Below are 15,178 nucleotides of genomic sequence, written 5' to 3'. Positions count from 1 at the left end.
TCACGGACCCCCGGAGCCGTCCCTCCGTCTCGAGGACATGCGGCGGCCCCTGCGCGCAACCGCTCGACCACCGCCCCGCGCTGCGCTGGGATCGGAGGACAGCGGGACCACCCGAGTCCCCGGCAAGGAGCAGTCATGCCCACCATCCGCACCGTCACCGTCCTCGGCAGCGGAGTCCTCGGCTCCCAGATCGCGTTCCAGGCCGCCTTCCACGGCTTCGCCGTCACCAGCTACGACGTCACCGACGAGGTGCTCGAGACCGCCCGCGAGCGCTTCCGCGGGCTCGCCGGCGTCTACGAGTCGGCCCAGGTCGCCGGCGGGATCCCCGGCGGCGCCGCCGCCGCCCTCGAGTCCCTCCGTCTCACCCCCGACCTCGCCGAGGCCGTCGCCGACGCCGACCTCGTGATCGAGGCCGTCCCCGAGGACCTCGCGCTCAAGCAGGAGCTCTACCGCCGCCTCGGCACCCTCGCCCCCGAGCGGACGATCTTCGCCACCAACTCCTCGACGCTGCTCCCCAGCGATCTGAAGGAGTCGACCGGACGCCCCGACCGCTTCCTGGCCCTGCACTACGCGAACCACGTCTGGGTGCAGAACACCGCCGAGATCATGGGCACGGCCGACACCGACCCTGCCGTCGTCGACGCGGTCGTCGCCTTCGCCGTCGAGAGCGGACTCGAGCCGATCCGCCTGCAGAAGGAGAAGGCCGGCTACCTGCTCAACTCGCTGCTCGTGCCGCTCCTGAACGCCGCGAGCGGCCTCCTGATGGGCGGCTACGCCGATCCCGAGACCATCGACAAGACCTGGCGCATCGGCACCGGCGCTCCGATGGGCCCGTTCCAGATCTTCGACGTCATCGGCCTGAACACCGCCTACCACGTCGCCGTCGCCGCGCCCGACGAGGCCTCCCAGGCCTTCGCCGCCCACCTGAAGACCGAGTACCTCGACCAGGGCAAGCTCGGCACCGCCACCGGCGAGGGCTTCTACCGCTACTGACGCGCGCGAACCCGGCCCGACTCCCGCCCGTCACCTCCGGCTCGTGAAACCGGCTCCGGCTCGCCGATCTTCCCGATCTCCACGAGCCGACCCTGGTTTCACGAGCCGAAGATCCGTGCCGGCCGCGGACAGCGACCTCCGGCACGCGAGACATGCTCCGGCTCGCCCGATCCCCCGGATTCCGCGAGCCGGACCTGAACTCACGAGCCGAAGGCTCCTGCCCGGCCCCGACAGCGACCTCCGGCACGCAGAACCTGCTCCGGCTCGCCAAATACCCCGAATCCCGCGAGCCGAAGGCGATTTCACGAGCCGAACCTCCGACCGGCCTCGCACAGCGACCTCCGGCACGCAGAACCTGCTCCGGCTCGCCCGATCCCCCGAATCCAGCGAGCCGAAGCTCATTTCACGAGCCGAGCGTCGTCGGTAAAGACCTCGGGCACGTCGATCCGGCTCCGGCTCGCAGAACCGCCCGATTCCGGCGAGCTGGACGTGATCCCGCGAGCCGGACGTGAGTCCACCAACCGAGCAGAACGGCAGCCCAGGCCGGTCAGCACCCCGGGAACGACGAAGGGCCCCCGACCGCGAGGTCGAGGGCCCTTCGGAGGCAGAAGGCCGGAGGCTACTTGCCGAAGTTCTTGTAGCGCGAGTTGAACTTCTCGACGCGGCCGGCCGAGTCCATGATGCGCTGCTTGCCCGTGTAGAACGGGTGCGAGGCGGACGAGATCTCGACGTCGATGACGGGGTACGTGACGCCGTCGAGCTCGATCGTCTTGCTGCTGGTCGCCGTGGAGCGGGTGAGGAAGGTCTCACCGGAGGCGAGGTCGCGGAACACGATGGCCTCGTACTTCGGGTGGATGTCGGTCTGCATGATCGTGTCCTGTCGCTTGTGGTCCTGAACCGCGCCTGTCGTCGACCGGTGCGGGTGGATGAGTGGCGGGCGCACCGCGAACGGGCCCGGACCAGCTACCGAGAATAGCAGACAGCCGACGCCGGCAGAAGGCGCGACCCGCGGGTCAGCGGGCGCGGCTCAGCGCGCGCGGGCGGAGTAGCGCCCGTTCTCGTGGGTCAGCGCGATGTCGAGACCGAAGGCGTCTGCGAGGGTCGCCTCGGTCAGCGCCTCGGCGAGCGGCCCGGCGGCGACGACGGCGCCGTCGCGGAGCAGGAGCGCGTGCGTGAAGCCGGCGGGGATCTCCTCGACGTGGTGGGTCACCATCACGATCGCGGGCGAGGCCGGGTCCTGGGCGAAACCGCCGAGCAGCTGCACGAGCTCCTCGCGGGCACCGAGGTCGAGGCTGCCGGCCGGCTCGTCGAGCAGCAGCAGCTCCGGGTCGGTCATGATCGCGCGGGCGATCTGGACGCGCTTCTGCTCGCCGTCGGAGAGGGTGCCGAAGGTGCGGTCGGCCAGGTGGTCGAGCTTCCACTCGACCAGGACGCGGCGCGCACGGCGCTCGTCGATCTCGTCGTAGCCCTCGTTCCAGCGCCCGGTGACCGCGTACGCGGCGGTCATCACGACGTCGAGCACCGTCTCGCCCGCGGGGAGGCGGCGCGCCATCGCGGTCGACGCGTAGCCGATCCGGGGCCGCAACTCGAAGACGTCGACGCGGCCGAGCGTCTCCTCGAGCAGGTGCGCGGAGCCGGTCGACGGGTAGTTCTGCGCCGCGGCGATCTGCAGGATCGAGGTCTTCCCCGCGCCGTTGGAGCCGAGGATCACCCAGCGCTCCTCCTCGGACACGGTCCAGTCGACGTGGTCGAGGATCCGCTTGCCGTTCCGGACGAAGGACACATCGACGAACGAGACAACGCTGGGCATGCCGACCAGTCTAAAGGGAGCGGGTGGGCGGCTCAGACGAGCGAGTCGTAGATCGCACGGGTGTCCCGCGCGATCTGCGTCCAGCTGAAGTCGCTCTGCGCGCGCAGGCGGCCCGCCTCGCCCATCCGCTTGGCGGCGGCCGGGTCGGCGACGACCTCGGCCATCGCGCTCGCGAGGTCGGCGACGTAGCGGTCCGGATCCACGGGCGTGCCCGTGCCGTCCGTCACCTGCTCGATCGGCACGAGGCGCCCGGTGACGCCGTCGACGACGACCTCGGGGATGCCGCCGGTCGCGGTGCCGACCACGGCGGCGCCGCAGGCCATGGCCTCGAGGTTCACGATGCCCAGCGGCTCGTAGATCGACGGGCAGACGAAGGTGGTCGCGGCGGTCAGCACGGCCGAGAGCTGGTGGCGCGGCAGGTGGCGGTCGATCCAGACGACGCCGGTGCGCTCCTGCTGGAGCCCGCGGACGAGCGCGGTGACCTCGGCCATGATCTCGGGGGTGTCCGGGGCACCGGCGCAGAGCACGAGCTGCACCTCGGGCGGCAGCAGCGCAGCCGCGCGCAGCAGATAGGGCAGACCCTTCTGCCGGGTGATCCGGCCGACGAAGACCACGGACGGGCGCGACGGATCGATGCCCAGCTCGGCGAGCACGGCCTCGTCCTCCACCGGGTGCCAGGCGTCGAGGTCGATGCCGTTGTAGACGACGTGCACCTTCGCCGGGTCCAGCGCCGGGTAGGAGCGGAGGATGTCGTTGCGCATCCCGCCGGACACCGCGATCACGGCGTCGGCACTCTCGTAGGCCTCGCGCTCGATCCAGCTCGAGACGCGGTAGCCGCCGCCGAGCTGCTCGGCCTTCCACGGGCGCAGCGGCTCGAGGCTGTGCGCCGAGACGACGTGCGGGATGCCGTGCAGCAGCTGCGCGAGGCGCCCGGCAGCGTTGGCGTACCAGGTGTGCGAGTGCACGAGATCGGCGCCCGCCGCGTCCTGGGCGATCTGGAGGTCGACGCCGAGGGTCTGCAGCGCGCCGTTGGCCTGCGCCAGCTCGGCGGGCACGGGGTACGCGAAAGCGCCCTCCTCGTCCCTCGGCGCGCCGAAGCAGCGCACCACGACCTCGATGTCGTGGCGGAGGGCCTTGGTGAGCTCGGCCACGTGCACGCCGGCTCCCCCGTACACCTCGGGCGGATATTCCTTGGTCAGCAGATCGACTCGCACACCCCGAACCGTAGTACAGCGCGATCCCTCGGCGACAGCCGCAACCACGCGGGTTCGCGGACCTCCGCCACCCCCTACTGTGGAGCCATGCAGTCAAAGAAGATTTTCGGCATCGTCCTCGCCGGCGGCGAGGGCAAGCGGCTCATGCCCCTCACGGCGGACCGGGCGAAGCCCGCGGTGCCCTTCGGCGGGCAGTACCGATTGATCGACTTCGCGCTGTCCAACCTCATCAACTCGGGGCTGACCCAGATCGTGGTGCTGACCCAGTACAAGTCGCACTCGCTCGACCGCCACGTCTCGCAGACCTGGACGCTCTCGGGGCTGCTGAACTCCTACGTCGCATCCGTCCCGGCGCAGCAGCGGCTCGGCAAGCGCTGGTTCAGCGGCTCGGCCGACGCGATCCTGCAGAGCCTCAACCTGATCCGCGACGAGAAGCCCGACATCGTCGTCGTGGTCGGCGCGGACCACGTCTACCGCATGGACTTCTCGCAGATGATCGAGGCGCACATCAAGTCCGGCGCCAAGGCCACGGTCGCCGCGATCCGCCAGCCGATCGAGCTGGCCGACCAGTTCGGCGTCATCCAGCTCGCGGGCGACGAGGCCGGCGACGGCATCGTCCCCACCAAGATCGCCGAGTTCCTCGAGAAGCCGAAGAACGCGGTCGGCCTCGCCGACTCCCCGCACGAGGTCCTCGCCTCGATGGGCAACTACGTCTTCGACGCCGACGCGCTGATCGACGCTGTCATCCGCGACGGCGAGCTCTCCACCTCCGACCACGACATGGGCGGCGACATCATCCCGGACTTCGTCGCGCGCGGCGAGGCCGGCGTCTACGACCTCAAGCTCAACGAGGTCCCCGGCTCCACCGATCGCGACCGCTACTACTGGCGCGACGTGGGCACGATCGACTCCTTCTTCGAGGCGCACCAGGACCTCATCTCGGCGCTGCCCGTCTTCAACCTCTACAACCAGCAGTGGCCGATCTTCTCGTCGCAGCTCAACTCGCCACCGGCGAAGATCGTCCGCGACGGCAAGGGCAACCTCGGCACGACGGTCGACTCCGTCGTCTCGCTCGGCACGGTCATCTCGGGCGCGCACATCGAGCGCAGCGTCGTGGGGCCGTGGGCCGTCATCGAGTCGAACGCCACGGTGTCCGATTCCGTCGTCTTCGACAAGGTGCGGATCGGCCCGGACGCCGTCGTCGCCCGCGCTATCCTCGACAAGGACGTCGTCGTCGAGCCCGGCGCCCGTGTCGGCGTGGACCACGACCACGACCGCGAGCGCGGGTTCACCGTCACCGAGTCGGGCATCACCGTCGTCGGCAAGGGTGTCGTCGTCCGCCCGTAGCACCCCCGCGGGTCGAGAGCACTGCGCTTCCGCGTATCGGCTGAGCCGGCGCGCGGACCCGATCGATTGGCCCGTCCTTGAGTGAGCGTCCGCGCACGCCAGCCCGCTTCCTCGTCGTCGTCGACGCCGACTCGACGCTGCTGCAGGACGAGGTGATCGAGCTCCTCGCCGCCCATGCCGGCTCCGAGGAGCGGGTCGCCGCGATCACCGAGCGTGCGATGCACGGCGAGATCGACTTCGGCGAGAGCCTCCGCGAGCGGGTCGCCACCCTGGCCGGCGTGCTCGACGACGTCTGCTCCGGAGTGAGCGGCCGCGTCCGCGTCACCCCCGGCGTCGAGGAGCTCGTCGCCGGGGTGCACGCCGCGGGCGGGCGCATCGGCGTCGTGTCCGGCGGCTTCCACGAGGTGCTCGACCCCGTCGCGCACGCGCTCGGTCTCGACTTCGTGCGCGCCAACCGGCTCGGCAGCAGCGACGGTCGCCTCACCGGCGCCGTCGAGGGCCCGGTCATCGACGCCGCCGCCAAGGCCTCGGCCCTGTGCGAGTGGGCCGCTGAGTCCGGGGTCCCCCTCGAGCGAGCCGTCGCGGTCGGCGACGGCGCGAACGATCTCGAGATGATGCGGGTCGCCGGCCTCTCCGTCGCGTTCAACGCCAAGCCCGTGGTGCGGGAGCGCGCCGACCTCGTCGTCGACGGGATCGACCTCAGTCAGCTGCTGCCGGTCCTCGGCCTCCGCGGCTGAGACCGGATTCGCCGGGCCTCAGTCGCCCGCGAGCGCGACGAGCGCCGCGGCGCCCAGGGCGAGCGCCCAGCTGACGAGCGAGCCGACGAGGAAGTACTCGGCCTTCGAGCCGTTCTCGCCGTCGCGGGAGATCTCCGGGAACCGGACGATCCCCTTCGCCGCGAAGACGGCGCCGGCCAGGCCGATGGCACCCGCGAGGGTGAGCCCGGCGACCAGCAGCCGCTCGAGCGGCCCGATGGCGCGACCGCCGCGGAGATCGGGGAGCCGCACCTCCTGCGGTGCCGGCCGGCTCAACCGGGCCCGGAGCGAGAAGCGGGCGCGCGTCGCCGTGGGCTGGGGCAGCTCGCGGTAGAGCGCCGCGCGCACCACGACGTTGCCGCTCTCCAGGAGGAAGAGCGCCGCGCCTCCGGCGAGCAGCGCCTGCGCCATCGGCGGGACCGGACCGGACCGGCCGAGTCCGGCGTAGGCGTCGGCGAGGGGCCCGGCGATCGGGCCGACGGCGCGGTCGACGACCGAGAGCACGAGCACGGCGGCCACGAGACCGACGGCGGGCCGGAGCCCACCGGGTGGTCGTGTGCCCGCGGCCGTGGTCGTGAGCAGCACCCAGGCGCCGGCCAGCGCGGCGACGAGCAGGGCGCCGGGCCACGGTGCCCCGAGACCGAGCACCGCAGCGAGCAGCGCGGCGATCCCGAGCACGACGATCGTCGCGGCGGCGGCCGCCCGGCCGAGGTGCGTCCGCGCAAGGTCGGCCAGCCCGACGAGCACGAGCAGCAGCGCCGTCAGCACGCGTCCGCCAGGAGCCGCGCGCCGGTGAGGAGGGCACCCGCGCCGGCGCGCCGCAGCGCCTGGGACACCGCGGACTGCGTGATCGACTCCTGCTCGGCGAGCACCTTCTGCGCCAGACCACGCGCCGTGCCGAGCACGAGTCTGCGGTCGCGGTCGCTCAGCGGGCCGACCAGCGCGTCGCGGGCCAGGAGATAGGCGTTCACGGCCGCCTCCTCGGCATCCGGTGCGTCGGAGCCGACGAACCAGCCGCGCGCGGTCGGCACCGGGCCGTCCTCGAGGGCGTGCGCCCGCTCGATCGCCGCTCGCGCGCGCCACCAGCCCGGGCCGTCCTGCAGATCTCCGGCGACACCGGCACCGACGACGCGGACGGGGCCGCGGCCGAGCCCGACGCGGCAGTCCACTCCCGGAGGAAGCGACAGTCTCGCCTGGAGCGTCGCGGTCAGCGCCGCCGGCACCGTGGAGTACACCGCCTGGAACTCGTCCCCGACGGTCGGTCGCAGAGGCTCGAGTGCGACGACCGCGGCGTCGACCGCGGCGAAGCCGCGCTCGATCTCGCGCTGGACCGCTTCGCGTCCGCCGATCTCGCGGGAGTCGACCAGGTCGATCAGGACCGCGACGACGGAGGATTCGGTCATCGCATCAGCCTAGAGCTGATATCCGCCGGATATAAGCCCTCAGCTGATATCTGCCCGATATAAGCTCTCAGCTGATGTCGTCAGTGACCCATCCCGAGTCCGCCGTCGACGGGGATGACGGCGCCGGAGATGTAGTCCGCCTCGTCGCTCGCGAGCCAGCGAGTGACCTTCGCGATCTCGGCCGTGGTGCCGAACCGGCCGAGCGGGATGCCCTTGCGGTACTCCGTCTGCTGGTCCGCCGGGAGCTGGGCCGTCATGTCGGTCTCGATGAATCCGGGCGCGACCACGTTCGCCGTGATGTTGCGGGCGCCGAGCTCGCGCGTCACCGACCGGGCGAAGCCGACGAGCGCGGACTTCGACGAGGTGTAGTTGATCTGGCCGGGCGACCCGTAGAGGCCGAGGACGCTCGAGATGAGGACGATGCGGCCGAACTTCTGCTTGAGCATCCCCTTCGACGCGCGCTTGACCACGCGGAACGTGCCGTTGAGGTTCGTGTCGATCACGGAGGTGAAGTCCTCCTCTGACATGCGCAGCAGCAGCATGTCGCGCGTGATTCCCGCGTTCGCGACGAGGACCTCGACCGGGCCGAGCTCGGCCTCGATCAGCGTGAAGGCCGCATCGACGGAGGCGGAGTCGGTGACGTCGGCGACGACGGTGAAGGACCCCTCGGGACCGGACCCGGACCGGGCCGTGACAGCCACCCGATGTCCCGCGGCCACGAACTCCTCGGCGATCGCGTAGCCGATCCCCCGGTTGCCCCCGGTGACGAGGACGGTGCGCGGCGTGGTCATGGTGTCCCTCTCTGCCGGCGCGCGAGCCGCGCCGGACAACCCCTACATCCTAGAGGCGCGATGCGCAACACATCCGCTGTGGGGGAACGTCCGGCGCCACCCCGGCGGCCACGACGTAGTCTTGTGGGGCTGTGAAATCACGCGAATCGCTCACCTCCCTCCCGCCGTCGCCCAGTGCCGCGCGTCGCTCCCGCGCGATCAAGTACTCGATCGCCATGGGCATCAGAATGGTCTGCGTGATCTGCCTGATCTTCGCCCAGGGCTGGTGGCTCCTCTTCTTCGCGATCGGCGCCATCGTGCTCCCCTACTTCGCCGTGGTGCTCGCGAACGTCGGCAGCGCCGGCGAGAGCGGGACCGTCGAGCGGCCCGGCGCGATCGTGCTGTCGCGACCGGTGCCCCCGTACGTCCCGCCGGCGGACGACGAGTCCGCCCCCTCCGCCGAGGCGCCCGAGGGCGGCGAACCGACCGAGGACCGGCGGTGATCCCGCTCGGCGGCGTGCCGGACCAGCACGCCTGCTCGCGCGCCGGCTGCTCGCTCACGGCGACCTGGGCCATCGAGTGGCGGAATCCGCGGATCCACGCGGAGGACCGGCGGAAGACCTGGCTGGCGTGCGGCGAGCACCTCGACTACCTGCGCGAGTTCCTCGCCGCTCGGGAGTTCCCTCTCGACGTGAAGCCGCTCCTGACGATGGACCGCGGAGCCGCGCTGTGAGCACGAGCGCGGGTCGTCCGTCCTGGCGCTTCGCCTTCTCCCGCCGCTGGTTCGGCTACCTCGCCCTGACGATCGTCTTCGCGATCGCCTGCGTGCTCCTCTCGCGCTGGCAGGTCGCCCGCCTCGACGAGGCGGCGAGCACGAACCGGCTGGTCACGGCCAACTGGACCGCCGACCCCGTCGCGCTCGACGGCCTGCTCGACGCCGGGTCGCCCTGGGACGACTCCCTCGAGTACCGGCCGGTCGAGGTGACCGGGGTCTACGAGACGGACGGCCAGACGCTCGTGCGCAACCGCCCCTACAACGGCAACCCCGGCTTCGAGATCCTCACCCCGCTGCGGCTCGCGGACGGCACCTTCTTCGTCGTCGACCGCGGCTGGGTCCCGGTCGGCTCGGAGCAGGACTCCCCCGACGTCGTGCCGGCCCCGCCTGCGGGCCAGGTCACGGTGACCGCGCGGCTGAAGCCGAGCGAGGGCCGGATCGACGGCCGCGGCGCCCCCGCCGGCCAGATCGCGACCATCCAGCTCGACGACCTCGCCGCCCAGCTCGCCGAGCCCGTGCGCACCGCCGGCTACGGACTGCTCGTCGAGGAGTCCCCCGCGCCGATCGACGCCCGTCCGCTCGCCGCGATCAAGCCGGTCGCCGACGAGGGCCTGCACATCAGCTACGCGATCCAGTGGGTGCTGTTCGCGATCATGGGGTTCGGCGGCCTCGGCTGGGCGATCCGGCACGAGTACCGGATCCGCAATGCGGACGACCCCGAGGTCATCGCCGCCGAGGAGCGCCGCGAGCAGCGCCGGCTCCGGCGCGGTCGCAGCGACGCCGAGATCGAGGACGAGCTGCTCGACGCCCGCTGACGGAGCGGGATCCCTTCGTAGGAGGGCGCCGGCGGCCCTCCATGCTGGTCGAGTAGCCGCGGCACGCGGCGTATCGAGACCCGCCGTCGTCCGCACAAGGGGATTCGAGACCCCGACTCCCGCGGGTCAGGCCAGCATGATCAGGTCGAGGTAGTCCGCGGTCCAGTGGTCCTCGGTGCCCTCGGGCATGATCAGCACGCGCTCGGGGTTCAGCGCCTCGACGGCGCCCTCGTCGTGGCTCACCAGGACGACCGCGCCCTCGTAGTGCGCGAGCGCGTCGAGGATCTCCTCGCGGCTGGCCGGGTCGAGGTTGTTGGTGGGCTCGTCGAGCAGCAGCACGTTCGCGCCCGAGACGACGATCATCGCCAGGGCGAGGCGGGTCTTCTCGCCGCCGGAGAGCACGCCGGCCGGCTTGTGCGAGTCGTCACCGGTGAAGAGGAACGAGCCGAGCACGCGGCGGGCCTCGGTCTCGGTGAGGTTCGGGCTCGAGGAGACCATGTTCTCCAGCACCGAGCGCTTGACGTCGATCGTCTCGTGCTCCTGGGCGTAGTAGCCGATGCGCAGACCGTGACCGGCCTCGATCACTCCGGTGTCCGGAGCGTCGACGCCGCCGAGGATGCGCAGCAGCGTCGTCTTGCCGGCGCCGTTCAGCCCGAGGATGACGACCTTCGAGCCGCGGTCGATCGCGAGATCGACGGAGGTGAAGATCTCGAGCGAGCCGTAGCTCTTCGAGAGGTTCTGCGCCTGCAGCGGCGTGCGCCCGCAGGCGGACGGGGTCGGGAAGCGGAGCTTCGCGACGCGGTCCACGGCGCGCACCTCCTCGAGGCCGCTGAGCATCCGCTCGGCGCGGGCGACCATCTGGTGCGCGGCCGCGGCCTTGGACGCCTTCGCGCCGAAGCGCGCGGCCTGCAGCTGCAGCGCCCCCGCCTTCTTCTCGACGTTGACGCGCTCCTTCTTGCGGCGCTCCTCGTCGGCCGCGCGCTGGCGGAGGTAGTTCTTCCAGTTCATGTTGTAGACGTCGATGACCTGGCGGTTGGCGTCGAGGTAGAAGACGCGGTTGACGGTCTCGCCGACCAGCTCGATGTCGTGGCTGATCACGATGAAGCCGCCGCGGTAGTTCTTCAGGAACTCACGGAGCCAGACGACCGAGTCGGCGTCGAGGTGGTTGGTCGGCTCGTCGAGGATGAGGGTCTGCGCGTCGGAGAACAGGATGCGCGCGAGCTCGATGCGGCGGCGCTGACCACCCGAGAGCGTCTTCAGCGGCTGGTCGAGGATCCGGTCCGGCAGGTTGAGGTTGCTCGCGATCGAGGCGGCCTCGGCCTCGGCAGCGTAACCGCCGAGCGAGAGGAAGCGGTCGGTCAGATTGCCGTACTTCTTCATCCCGGCCTCGCTCACCGCCGTGTCGCTGCTCGACATCGCGACCGTGGCCTCCTGCATGCCCAGCACCAGCTGGCCGAGACCGCGGGCGTCGAGGATGCGGGTGCGGGCCAGCTCCTCCGGGTCGCCGGAGCGCGGGTCCTGCGGGAGGTAGCCGATCTCGCCACCGCGGTCGACGGAGCCCTTCGCGGCGATCAGGTCGCCGGCGAGCACCTTCGTCAGCGTCGTCTTCCCCGCGCCGTTGCGGCCGACGAGGCCGACCTTGTCGCCGTCGCCGACTCTGAAGGACACGTTCTCCATCAGGAGTCGGGCGCCGACTCGGAGTTCGAGGTCGTGCACGCTGAGCACTGTGCTGTCCGTTCCCGCCAAGGAATGGCGTTCGGTTCGGGAGGTGTGGGGCAAGAGGCCGCGGAGCGGCAGCCCCCTAGTATATTTCCTGAGCCGCGGGGCGGATCCACGTCCGCTCACCGCGGACGCGCTCGCTCCTCGCTCTCGGGCGACACGGTCTTTGGAGAACAGACATGTCCAGCTACTCTCTCGCCCCGTCGCGACCGGTCCTGGCGGACCGGCTGCTCACCCGCTCGCTCGTCACGGACGTCGTGCTCGTCCTCGCCGCCGCGGCCTTCACCGCCGGCATGGCGCAGCTGTACATCCCGATGTGGCCGGTCCCGATCACGGGCCAGACCTTCGCGGTCCTCCTCGTCGGCACCACCCTCGGCGCCCTGCGCGGTGCGCTCTCGATGGGCGTCTACGCGCTCGTCGGCGCCCTCGGCGCTCCGATCTTCACCGAGGGCTCGAGCGGCTGGGCGGTCCTCGCCGGCCCGACCGGCGGCTACATCGTCGGCTTCGTACTCGCCTCGATCGTCACCGGCTGGCTCGCCCAGCGCCAGTGGGACCGCCGCGTCGTCGGCACCGTCGTGACCTTCCTCGCCGGCACCGCCACGATCTACCTGGTCGGCCTCCCCTGGCTCGCCACCGCGCTCGGCTCGATGGGCTACCCGGCCGACCTCGGTTCCGTCCTCACCGCCGGCCTCGTGCCGTTCCTGGTGGGCGACACCCTCAAGATCCTTCTCGCCGCCGCGCTGCTGCCCACCACCTGGGCGCTGCTCGGCCGCCGCAAGGGCTGACCCGCCCCGCACGCACGACGAAGGGCCCGGAGGATGATCCTCCGGGCCCTTTCTCGTGCGTACTGCGGTGCGAGCCGCTAGATCGAGAAGCCGAGCGCGCGCATCATGTCGCGACCGTCCTCGGTGATCCGGTCCGGACCCCACGGCGGCATCCAGACCCAGTTGATCCGGAACGCCTCCACGACGCCGTCGAGCGACTCCGCGGTCTGCTCCTCGAGCACGTCGGTCAGCGGGCAGCCCGCCGACGTCAGCGTCATGTGGATGACCAGGGCGTCGTTCTCGTCGTCCCAGCCCAGGTCGTAGATGAGGCCGAGGTCGACGACATTGACGCCGAGCTCGGGGTCCATGACGTCCTTGAGCGCCTCCTCGACCTGGTCGAAGAGCTTCGGGTCGAGCGTGGTGACCGCCATGATCAGGCCGTCGCCGGGGCGAGGAAACGGTCGTAGCCCTCGTCCTCGAGTCGGGTGGCGAGCTCCTTGCCACCCTGCTCGGCGATGCGGCCGGCGACGAAGACGTGCACGAAGTCCGGCTGGATGTAACGCAGGATCCGCGTGTAGTGCGTGATCAGCAGGACGCCGAGACCGGTCGACTGGTGGGCGCGGTTGACGCCCTCGGAGACGATCTTGAGCGCGTCGACGTCGAGGCCGGAGTCGGTCTCGTCGAGGACGGCGAACTGCGGGGCGAGCAGCTCGAGCTGGAGGATCTCGTTGCGCTTCTTCTCGCCGCCCGAGAAGCCCTCGTTGACGTTGCGCGCCGCGAAGGACGGGTCCATCCGCAGGTCGGCCATCGCCTTCTTGACGTCCTTGGTCCAGGTGCGGATCGCCGGCGCCTCGCCCGCGATCGCGGTCTTCGCCGTGCGGAGGAAGTTGGTGTTGGTCACGCCGGGGATCTCGACCGGGTACTGCATCGCGAGGAAGAGGCCGGCGCGAGCACGCTCGTCGACCGTCATGTCGAGGACCTCGACGCCGTCGAGGGTGATCGAGCCGCCGTCGACGTGATACTTCGGGTGCCCCGCGATCGTGTAGGCGAGGGTGGACTTGCCGGAGCCGTTGGGGCCCATCACGGCGTGGATCTCACCCTGGTTGATCGTGAGGTCGACACCGCGGAGGATCTGCTTGGTCCCCTGCTCGGTCTCGACACTGACGTGGAGATCGCTGATCTGGAGAACGGACATTCAGACTTCCTTCGTGACGGTCGGGTCGATGTAGACGTCGCCGTCGATGACCTCGACGACGAAGACGGGGACCGGCTCGAAGGCCGGCAGGTTGAGGGGGGCGCCGGTGCGCAGCGAGAACGCCGAGCCGTGGGCCCAGCACTCGAGGGTGTCGTCCTCGACGAAGCCCTCGGCGAGCGAGACCTCGCCGTGCGTGCAGGTGTCGCCGATGGCGTGGATCTCGCCGGCGGTGTCCTGCACGATCGCGATGGCGATGCCGTCGACGACGTAGCGGACGGCCTGGTTGGGGATCAGCTCGTCGGCGGCGCAGATCCGTGCGGCGTCGCTCACGCGGACACCTCCGAGCCGTGCGAGCCGGTCTGCCCGGCGCTGCCGGCCAGCTCGGCCTCGATCGCGAGCTGGAGACGGTCCTCGAGCTCGGTGACGCCGATCTGCTGCACGATCTCGCTGAGGAAGCCGCGGACGACCAGGCGTCGCGCCTCGTCCTCGCGGATGCCGCGCGACTGCAGATAGAAGAGCTGCTCGTCGTCGAAGCGGCCGGTCGCCGAGGCGTGGCCCGCTCCGGCGATGTCGCCGGTCTCGATCTCGAGGTTCGGGATCGAGTCCGCCCGCGTGCCGTCCGAGAGGACGAGGTTGCGGTTCTGCTCGTAGCTGTCCGTGCCGGAGGCCGTCTGGCGGATCAGCACGTCGCCGATCCAGACCGTCCGCGCGCCCTGGCCCTGCAGCGCGCCTTTGTAGGTGACGCGGCTGCGGGTGTCGGGGGCGACGTGGTCGACGTAGACCTGCTGCTCGAGGTGCTGACCGCCGTCGGCGAAGTAGAGGCCGAGCAGCTCGCCGTCGGCGCCGCGCTCGACGAGGTGCGCCGAGGGGTTCACCCGCACGATCGAGCCGCCGAGCGTGACGACGATGTGCTTGACCTTCGCGTCGCGGCCGACGCGGACGAAGTGGTTCGCCAGGTGGCGGGCGTCGTCCGCCCACTCCTGCAGCGTGACGATCGTGAGCTGAGCGCCCTCGCCGACGAGGATCTCGACGTTCTCCGCGAGCGTCGCCTCTCCCTCGTTCTGCAGCACGACGACGCCGCGCGCGTAGGGCGCCGCCTCGATGATCGTGTGCGCGGCGCGGGGCGCGGAGCCGAGGCCGGTGCGCACGAGCGTGGCGACCTTCTCGTCCTCGCCGGTCACCCGGACGGCCAGGGCCTGCTCGAACTGCGACCAGGCGTTCGCGGCGGCGCGGTCCTCGGGGAGGCCGGCCGTGCCGATCCGCTCGTCGTCGCGGCCGACCCACGAGATCTCGACGCCCTCGACGGCCGCCGACTCCAGCGGAGTCGGCGAGCCGTCGAGGGGTCCGTCGATGAGGTCGCCGAGACGGGCGACCGGGGTGAGCTTCCAGGCGATCTCGCGCCCCGTGACCGTCTCGAACGCGTCGACGTCGGTGGACGCGAAGCGCTCGGAGCGGGTCTGCACGGGCGTGAACGCCCCGTCGGAGTGCGCGGCGATGCCCAGGCGAGCGGCGGCGTCCGAGCCGTCGATCGCAGGGGACGTCGGTGCGCTCGTGGGGACCGTCATCAGGCGGTGGTTCCTTTCGAAGAGTGCTGGCCGCCCGTCGCGGGCGGCCTCGG

General features: G+C 71.2%; 18 protein-coding genes. 7 read left to right on the top strand and 11 right to left on the bottom strand.

From position 1 onward, the window contains the following. Window positions 1-135: 135 nt before the first annotated feature. On the top strand, window positions 136-993 hold the full coding sequence (locus GSU72_RS08440) for a 3-hydroxyacyl-CoA dehydrogenase (RefSeq protein WP_159984609.1): 858 nt from the start codon (window positions 136-138) through the stop codon (window positions 991-993). Window positions 994-1,612: 619 nt separating this feature from the next. Here GSU72_RS08440 and GSU72_RS08435 read toward each other — a convergent pair. From GSU72_RS08435 to glgA, 3 genes are all read right to left on the bottom strand, one after another. Beyond that, window positions 1,613-1,861, bottom strand: a complete 249-nt coding sequence (locus tag GSU72_RS08435; protein ID WP_123446296.1) for a type B 50S ribosomal protein L31 — start codon at window positions 1,859-1,861, stop codon at window positions 1,613-1,615. A gap of 159 nt (window positions 1,862-2,020) precedes the next feature. After that, the gene (locus GSU72_RS08430) at window positions 2,021-2,803 is read right to left on the bottom strand and encodes an ABC transporter ATP-binding protein (RefSeq protein WP_123446295.1); all 783 of its coding nucleotides are present in this window, start codon (window positions 2,801-2,803) and stop codon (window positions 2,021-2,023) included. 32 nt (window positions 2,804-2,835) lie between these two features. Then, window positions 2,836-4,017 carry a glycogen synthase gene (glgA, locus tag GSU72_RS08425; RefSeq protein WP_159984608.1) on the bottom strand — a complete coding sequence of 394 codons (1,182 nt, stop codon included), beginning with the start codon at window positions 4,015-4,017 and terminating at the stop codon, window positions 2,836-2,838. Window positions 4,018-4,104: 87 nt separating this feature from the next. On the opposite strand from glgA, the gene GSU72_RS08420 reads away from it, so the two are divergent. Next, complete coding sequence (locus GSU72_RS08420; RefSeq protein ID WP_159984607.1) at window positions 4,105-5,364, top strand: glucose-1-phosphate adenylyltransferase; 1,260 nt, start codon at window positions 4,105-4,107, stop codon at window positions 5,362-5,364. A 77-nt stretch (window positions 5,365-5,441) separates the two neighbouring features. After that, entirely contained in the window at window positions 5,442-6,101 is a 660-nt protein-coding gene (gene serB / locus GSU72_RS08415) for a phosphoserine phosphatase SerB (RefSeq protein ID WP_159984606.1), read from the top strand. A gap of 18 nt (window positions 6,102-6,119) precedes the next feature. Here the strand turns inward: serB and GSU72_RS08410 are convergent, their stop codons facing one another. The 3 genes from GSU72_RS08410 to fabG form a co-directional block, all read right to left on the bottom strand. Next, entirely contained in the window at window positions 6,120-6,887 is a 768-nt protein-coding gene (locus tag GSU72_RS08410) for a hypothetical protein (protein WP_159984605.1), read from the bottom strand. Further along, window positions 6,881-7,522, bottom strand: coding sequence for a SatD family protein (locus GSU72_RS08405; protein WP_159984604.1), 642 nt, complete (start codon window positions 7,520-7,522; stop codon window positions 6,881-6,883). The genes GSU72_RS08410 and GSU72_RS08405 overlap by 7 nt, the downstream gene beginning before the upstream one ends. A gap of 80 nt (window positions 7,523-7,602) precedes the next feature. After that, window positions 7,603-8,313 (bottom strand): 3-oxoacyl-ACP reductase FabG, encoded by a 711-nt coding sequence (gene fabG, locus GSU72_RS08400; protein ID WP_159984603.1) that lies wholly within the window; start codon window positions 8,311-8,313, stop codon window positions 7,603-7,605. A 131-nt stretch (window positions 8,314-8,444) separates the two neighbouring features. Between fabG and GSU72_RS08395 the strand changes: the two genes are divergently transcribed. The 3 genes from GSU72_RS08395 to GSU72_RS08385 are packed head-to-tail and all read left to right on the top strand — an operon-like array spanning window position 8,445 to window position 9,882. Beyond that, window positions 8,445-8,795, top strand: coding sequence for a DUF3099 domain-containing protein (locus GSU72_RS08395; protein WP_159984602.1), 351 nt, complete (start codon window positions 8,445-8,447; stop codon window positions 8,793-8,795). Continuing rightward, a complete protein-coding gene (locus GSU72_RS08390) occupies window positions 8,792-9,025 on the top strand; it encodes a hypothetical protein (RefSeq protein ID WP_244256047.1) in 234 nt (77 codons plus the stop codon). The genes GSU72_RS08395 and GSU72_RS08390 overlap by 4 nt, the downstream gene beginning before the upstream one ends. Further along, a complete protein-coding gene (locus GSU72_RS08385) occupies window positions 9,022-9,882 on the top strand; it encodes an SURF1 family protein (protein WP_159984601.1) in 861 nt (286 codons plus the stop codon). Before GSU72_RS08390 ends, GSU72_RS08385 begins: the two co-directional genes overlap by 4 nt. Window positions 9,883-10,008: 126 nt before the next feature. Here GSU72_RS08385 and GSU72_RS08380 read toward each other — a convergent pair whose 3' ends face one another. Continuing rightward, the gene (locus GSU72_RS08380) at window positions 10,009-11,607 is read right to left on the bottom strand and encodes an ABC-F family ATP-binding cassette domain-containing protein (protein ID WP_123733093.1); all 1,599 of its coding nucleotides are present in this window, start codon (window positions 11,605-11,607) and stop codon (window positions 10,009-10,011) included. Between the two features lie 173 nt (window positions 11,608-11,780). Here GSU72_RS08380 and GSU72_RS08375 point away from each other — a divergent pair, with 173 nt between their 5' ends. Beyond that, window positions 11,781-12,386 carry a biotin transporter BioY gene (locus tag GSU72_RS08375; RefSeq protein WP_159984600.1) on the top strand — a complete coding sequence of 202 codons (606 nt, stop codon included), beginning with the start codon at window positions 11,781-11,783 and terminating at the stop codon, window positions 12,384-12,386. Between the two features lie 77 nt (window positions 12,387-12,463). On the opposite strand, the gene GSU72_RS08370 is transcribed toward GSU72_RS08375, so the two are convergent. From GSU72_RS08370 to sufD, 4 genes are read right to left on the bottom strand one after another with little or no spacing between them, the layout of a single operon-like run. Further along, window positions 12,464-12,796 carry a metal-sulfur cluster assembly factor gene (locus GSU72_RS08370; protein WP_123446284.1) on the bottom strand — a complete coding sequence of 111 codons (333 nt, stop codon included), beginning with the start codon at window positions 12,794-12,796 and terminating at the stop codon, window positions 12,464-12,466. Between the two features lie 2 nt (window positions 12,797-12,798). Then, window positions 12,799-13,560: a Fe-S cluster assembly ATPase SufC gene (sufC, locus tag GSU72_RS08365; protein WP_159984599.1), complete on the bottom strand. Its 762-nt coding sequence runs from the start codon at window positions 13,558-13,560 to the stop codon at window positions 12,799-12,801. Then, the gene (locus tag GSU72_RS08360; protein ID WP_159984598.1) at window positions 13,561-13,890 is read right to left on the bottom strand and encodes a non-heme iron oxygenase ferredoxin subunit; all 330 of its coding nucleotides are present in this window, start codon (window positions 13,888-13,890) and stop codon (window positions 13,561-13,563) included. It abuts the gene before it with no gap. Next, on the bottom strand, window positions 13,887-15,125 hold the full coding sequence (sufD, locus tag GSU72_RS08355) for a Fe-S cluster assembly protein SufD (protein ID WP_159984597.1): 1,239 nt from the start codon (window positions 15,123-15,125) through the stop codon (window positions 13,887-13,889). Before sufD ends, GSU72_RS08360 begins: the two co-directional genes overlap by 4 nt. Between the last annotated feature and the right edge of the window lie 53 nt (window positions 15,126-15,178).

The organism is Rathayibacter sp. VKM Ac-2760 (genome assembly GCF_009834185.1).
GTDB lineage: Bacteria > Actinomycetota > Actinomycetes > Actinomycetales > Microbacteriaceae > Rathayibacter.
The sequence above is the reverse complement of the archived record's forward strand: the minus strand, read 5'-3'. Positions and strand labels throughout refer to the sequence as shown.

Coding starts and splice junctions, on each gene's coding strand:
- sufD (WP_159984597.1), bottom strand. CDS start 15,125: ATGACGGTCCCCACGAGCGCACCGACGTCCCCTGCGATCGACGGCTCG.
- GSU72_RS08375 (WP_159984600.1), top strand. CDS start 11,781: ATGTCCAGCTACTCTCTCGCCCCGTCGCGACCGGTCCTGGCGGACCGG.
- fabG (WP_159984603.1), bottom strand. CDS start 8,313: ATGACCACGCCGCGCACCGTCCTCGTCACCGGGGGCAACCGGGGGATC.
- GSU72_RS08420 (WP_159984607.1), top strand. CDS start 4,105: ATGCAGTCAAAGAAGATTTTCGGCATCGTCCTCGCCGGCGGCGAGGGC.
- GSU72_RS08440 (WP_159984609.1), top strand. CDS start 136: ATGCCCACCATCCGCACCGTCACCGTCCTCGGCAGCGGAGTCCTCGGC.
- GSU72_RS08405 (WP_159984604.1), bottom strand. CDS start 7,522: ATGACCGAATCCTCCGTCGTCGCGGTCCTGATCGACCTGGTCGACTCC.
- GSU72_RS08435 (WP_123446296.1), bottom strand. CDS start 1,861: ATGCAGACCGACATCCACCCGAAGTACGAGGCCATCGTGTTCCGCGAC.
- GSU72_RS08430 (WP_123446295.1), bottom strand. CDS start 2,803: ATGCCCAGCGTTGTCTCGTTCGTCGATGTGTCCTTCGTCCGGAACGGC.
- sufC (WP_159984599.1), bottom strand. CDS start 13,560: ATGTCCGTTCTCCAGATCAGCGATCTCCACGTCAGTGTCGAGACCGAG.
- GSU72_RS08370 (WP_123446284.1), bottom strand. CDS start 12,796: ATGGCGGTCACCACGCTCGACCCGAAGCTCTTCGACCAGGTCGAGGAG.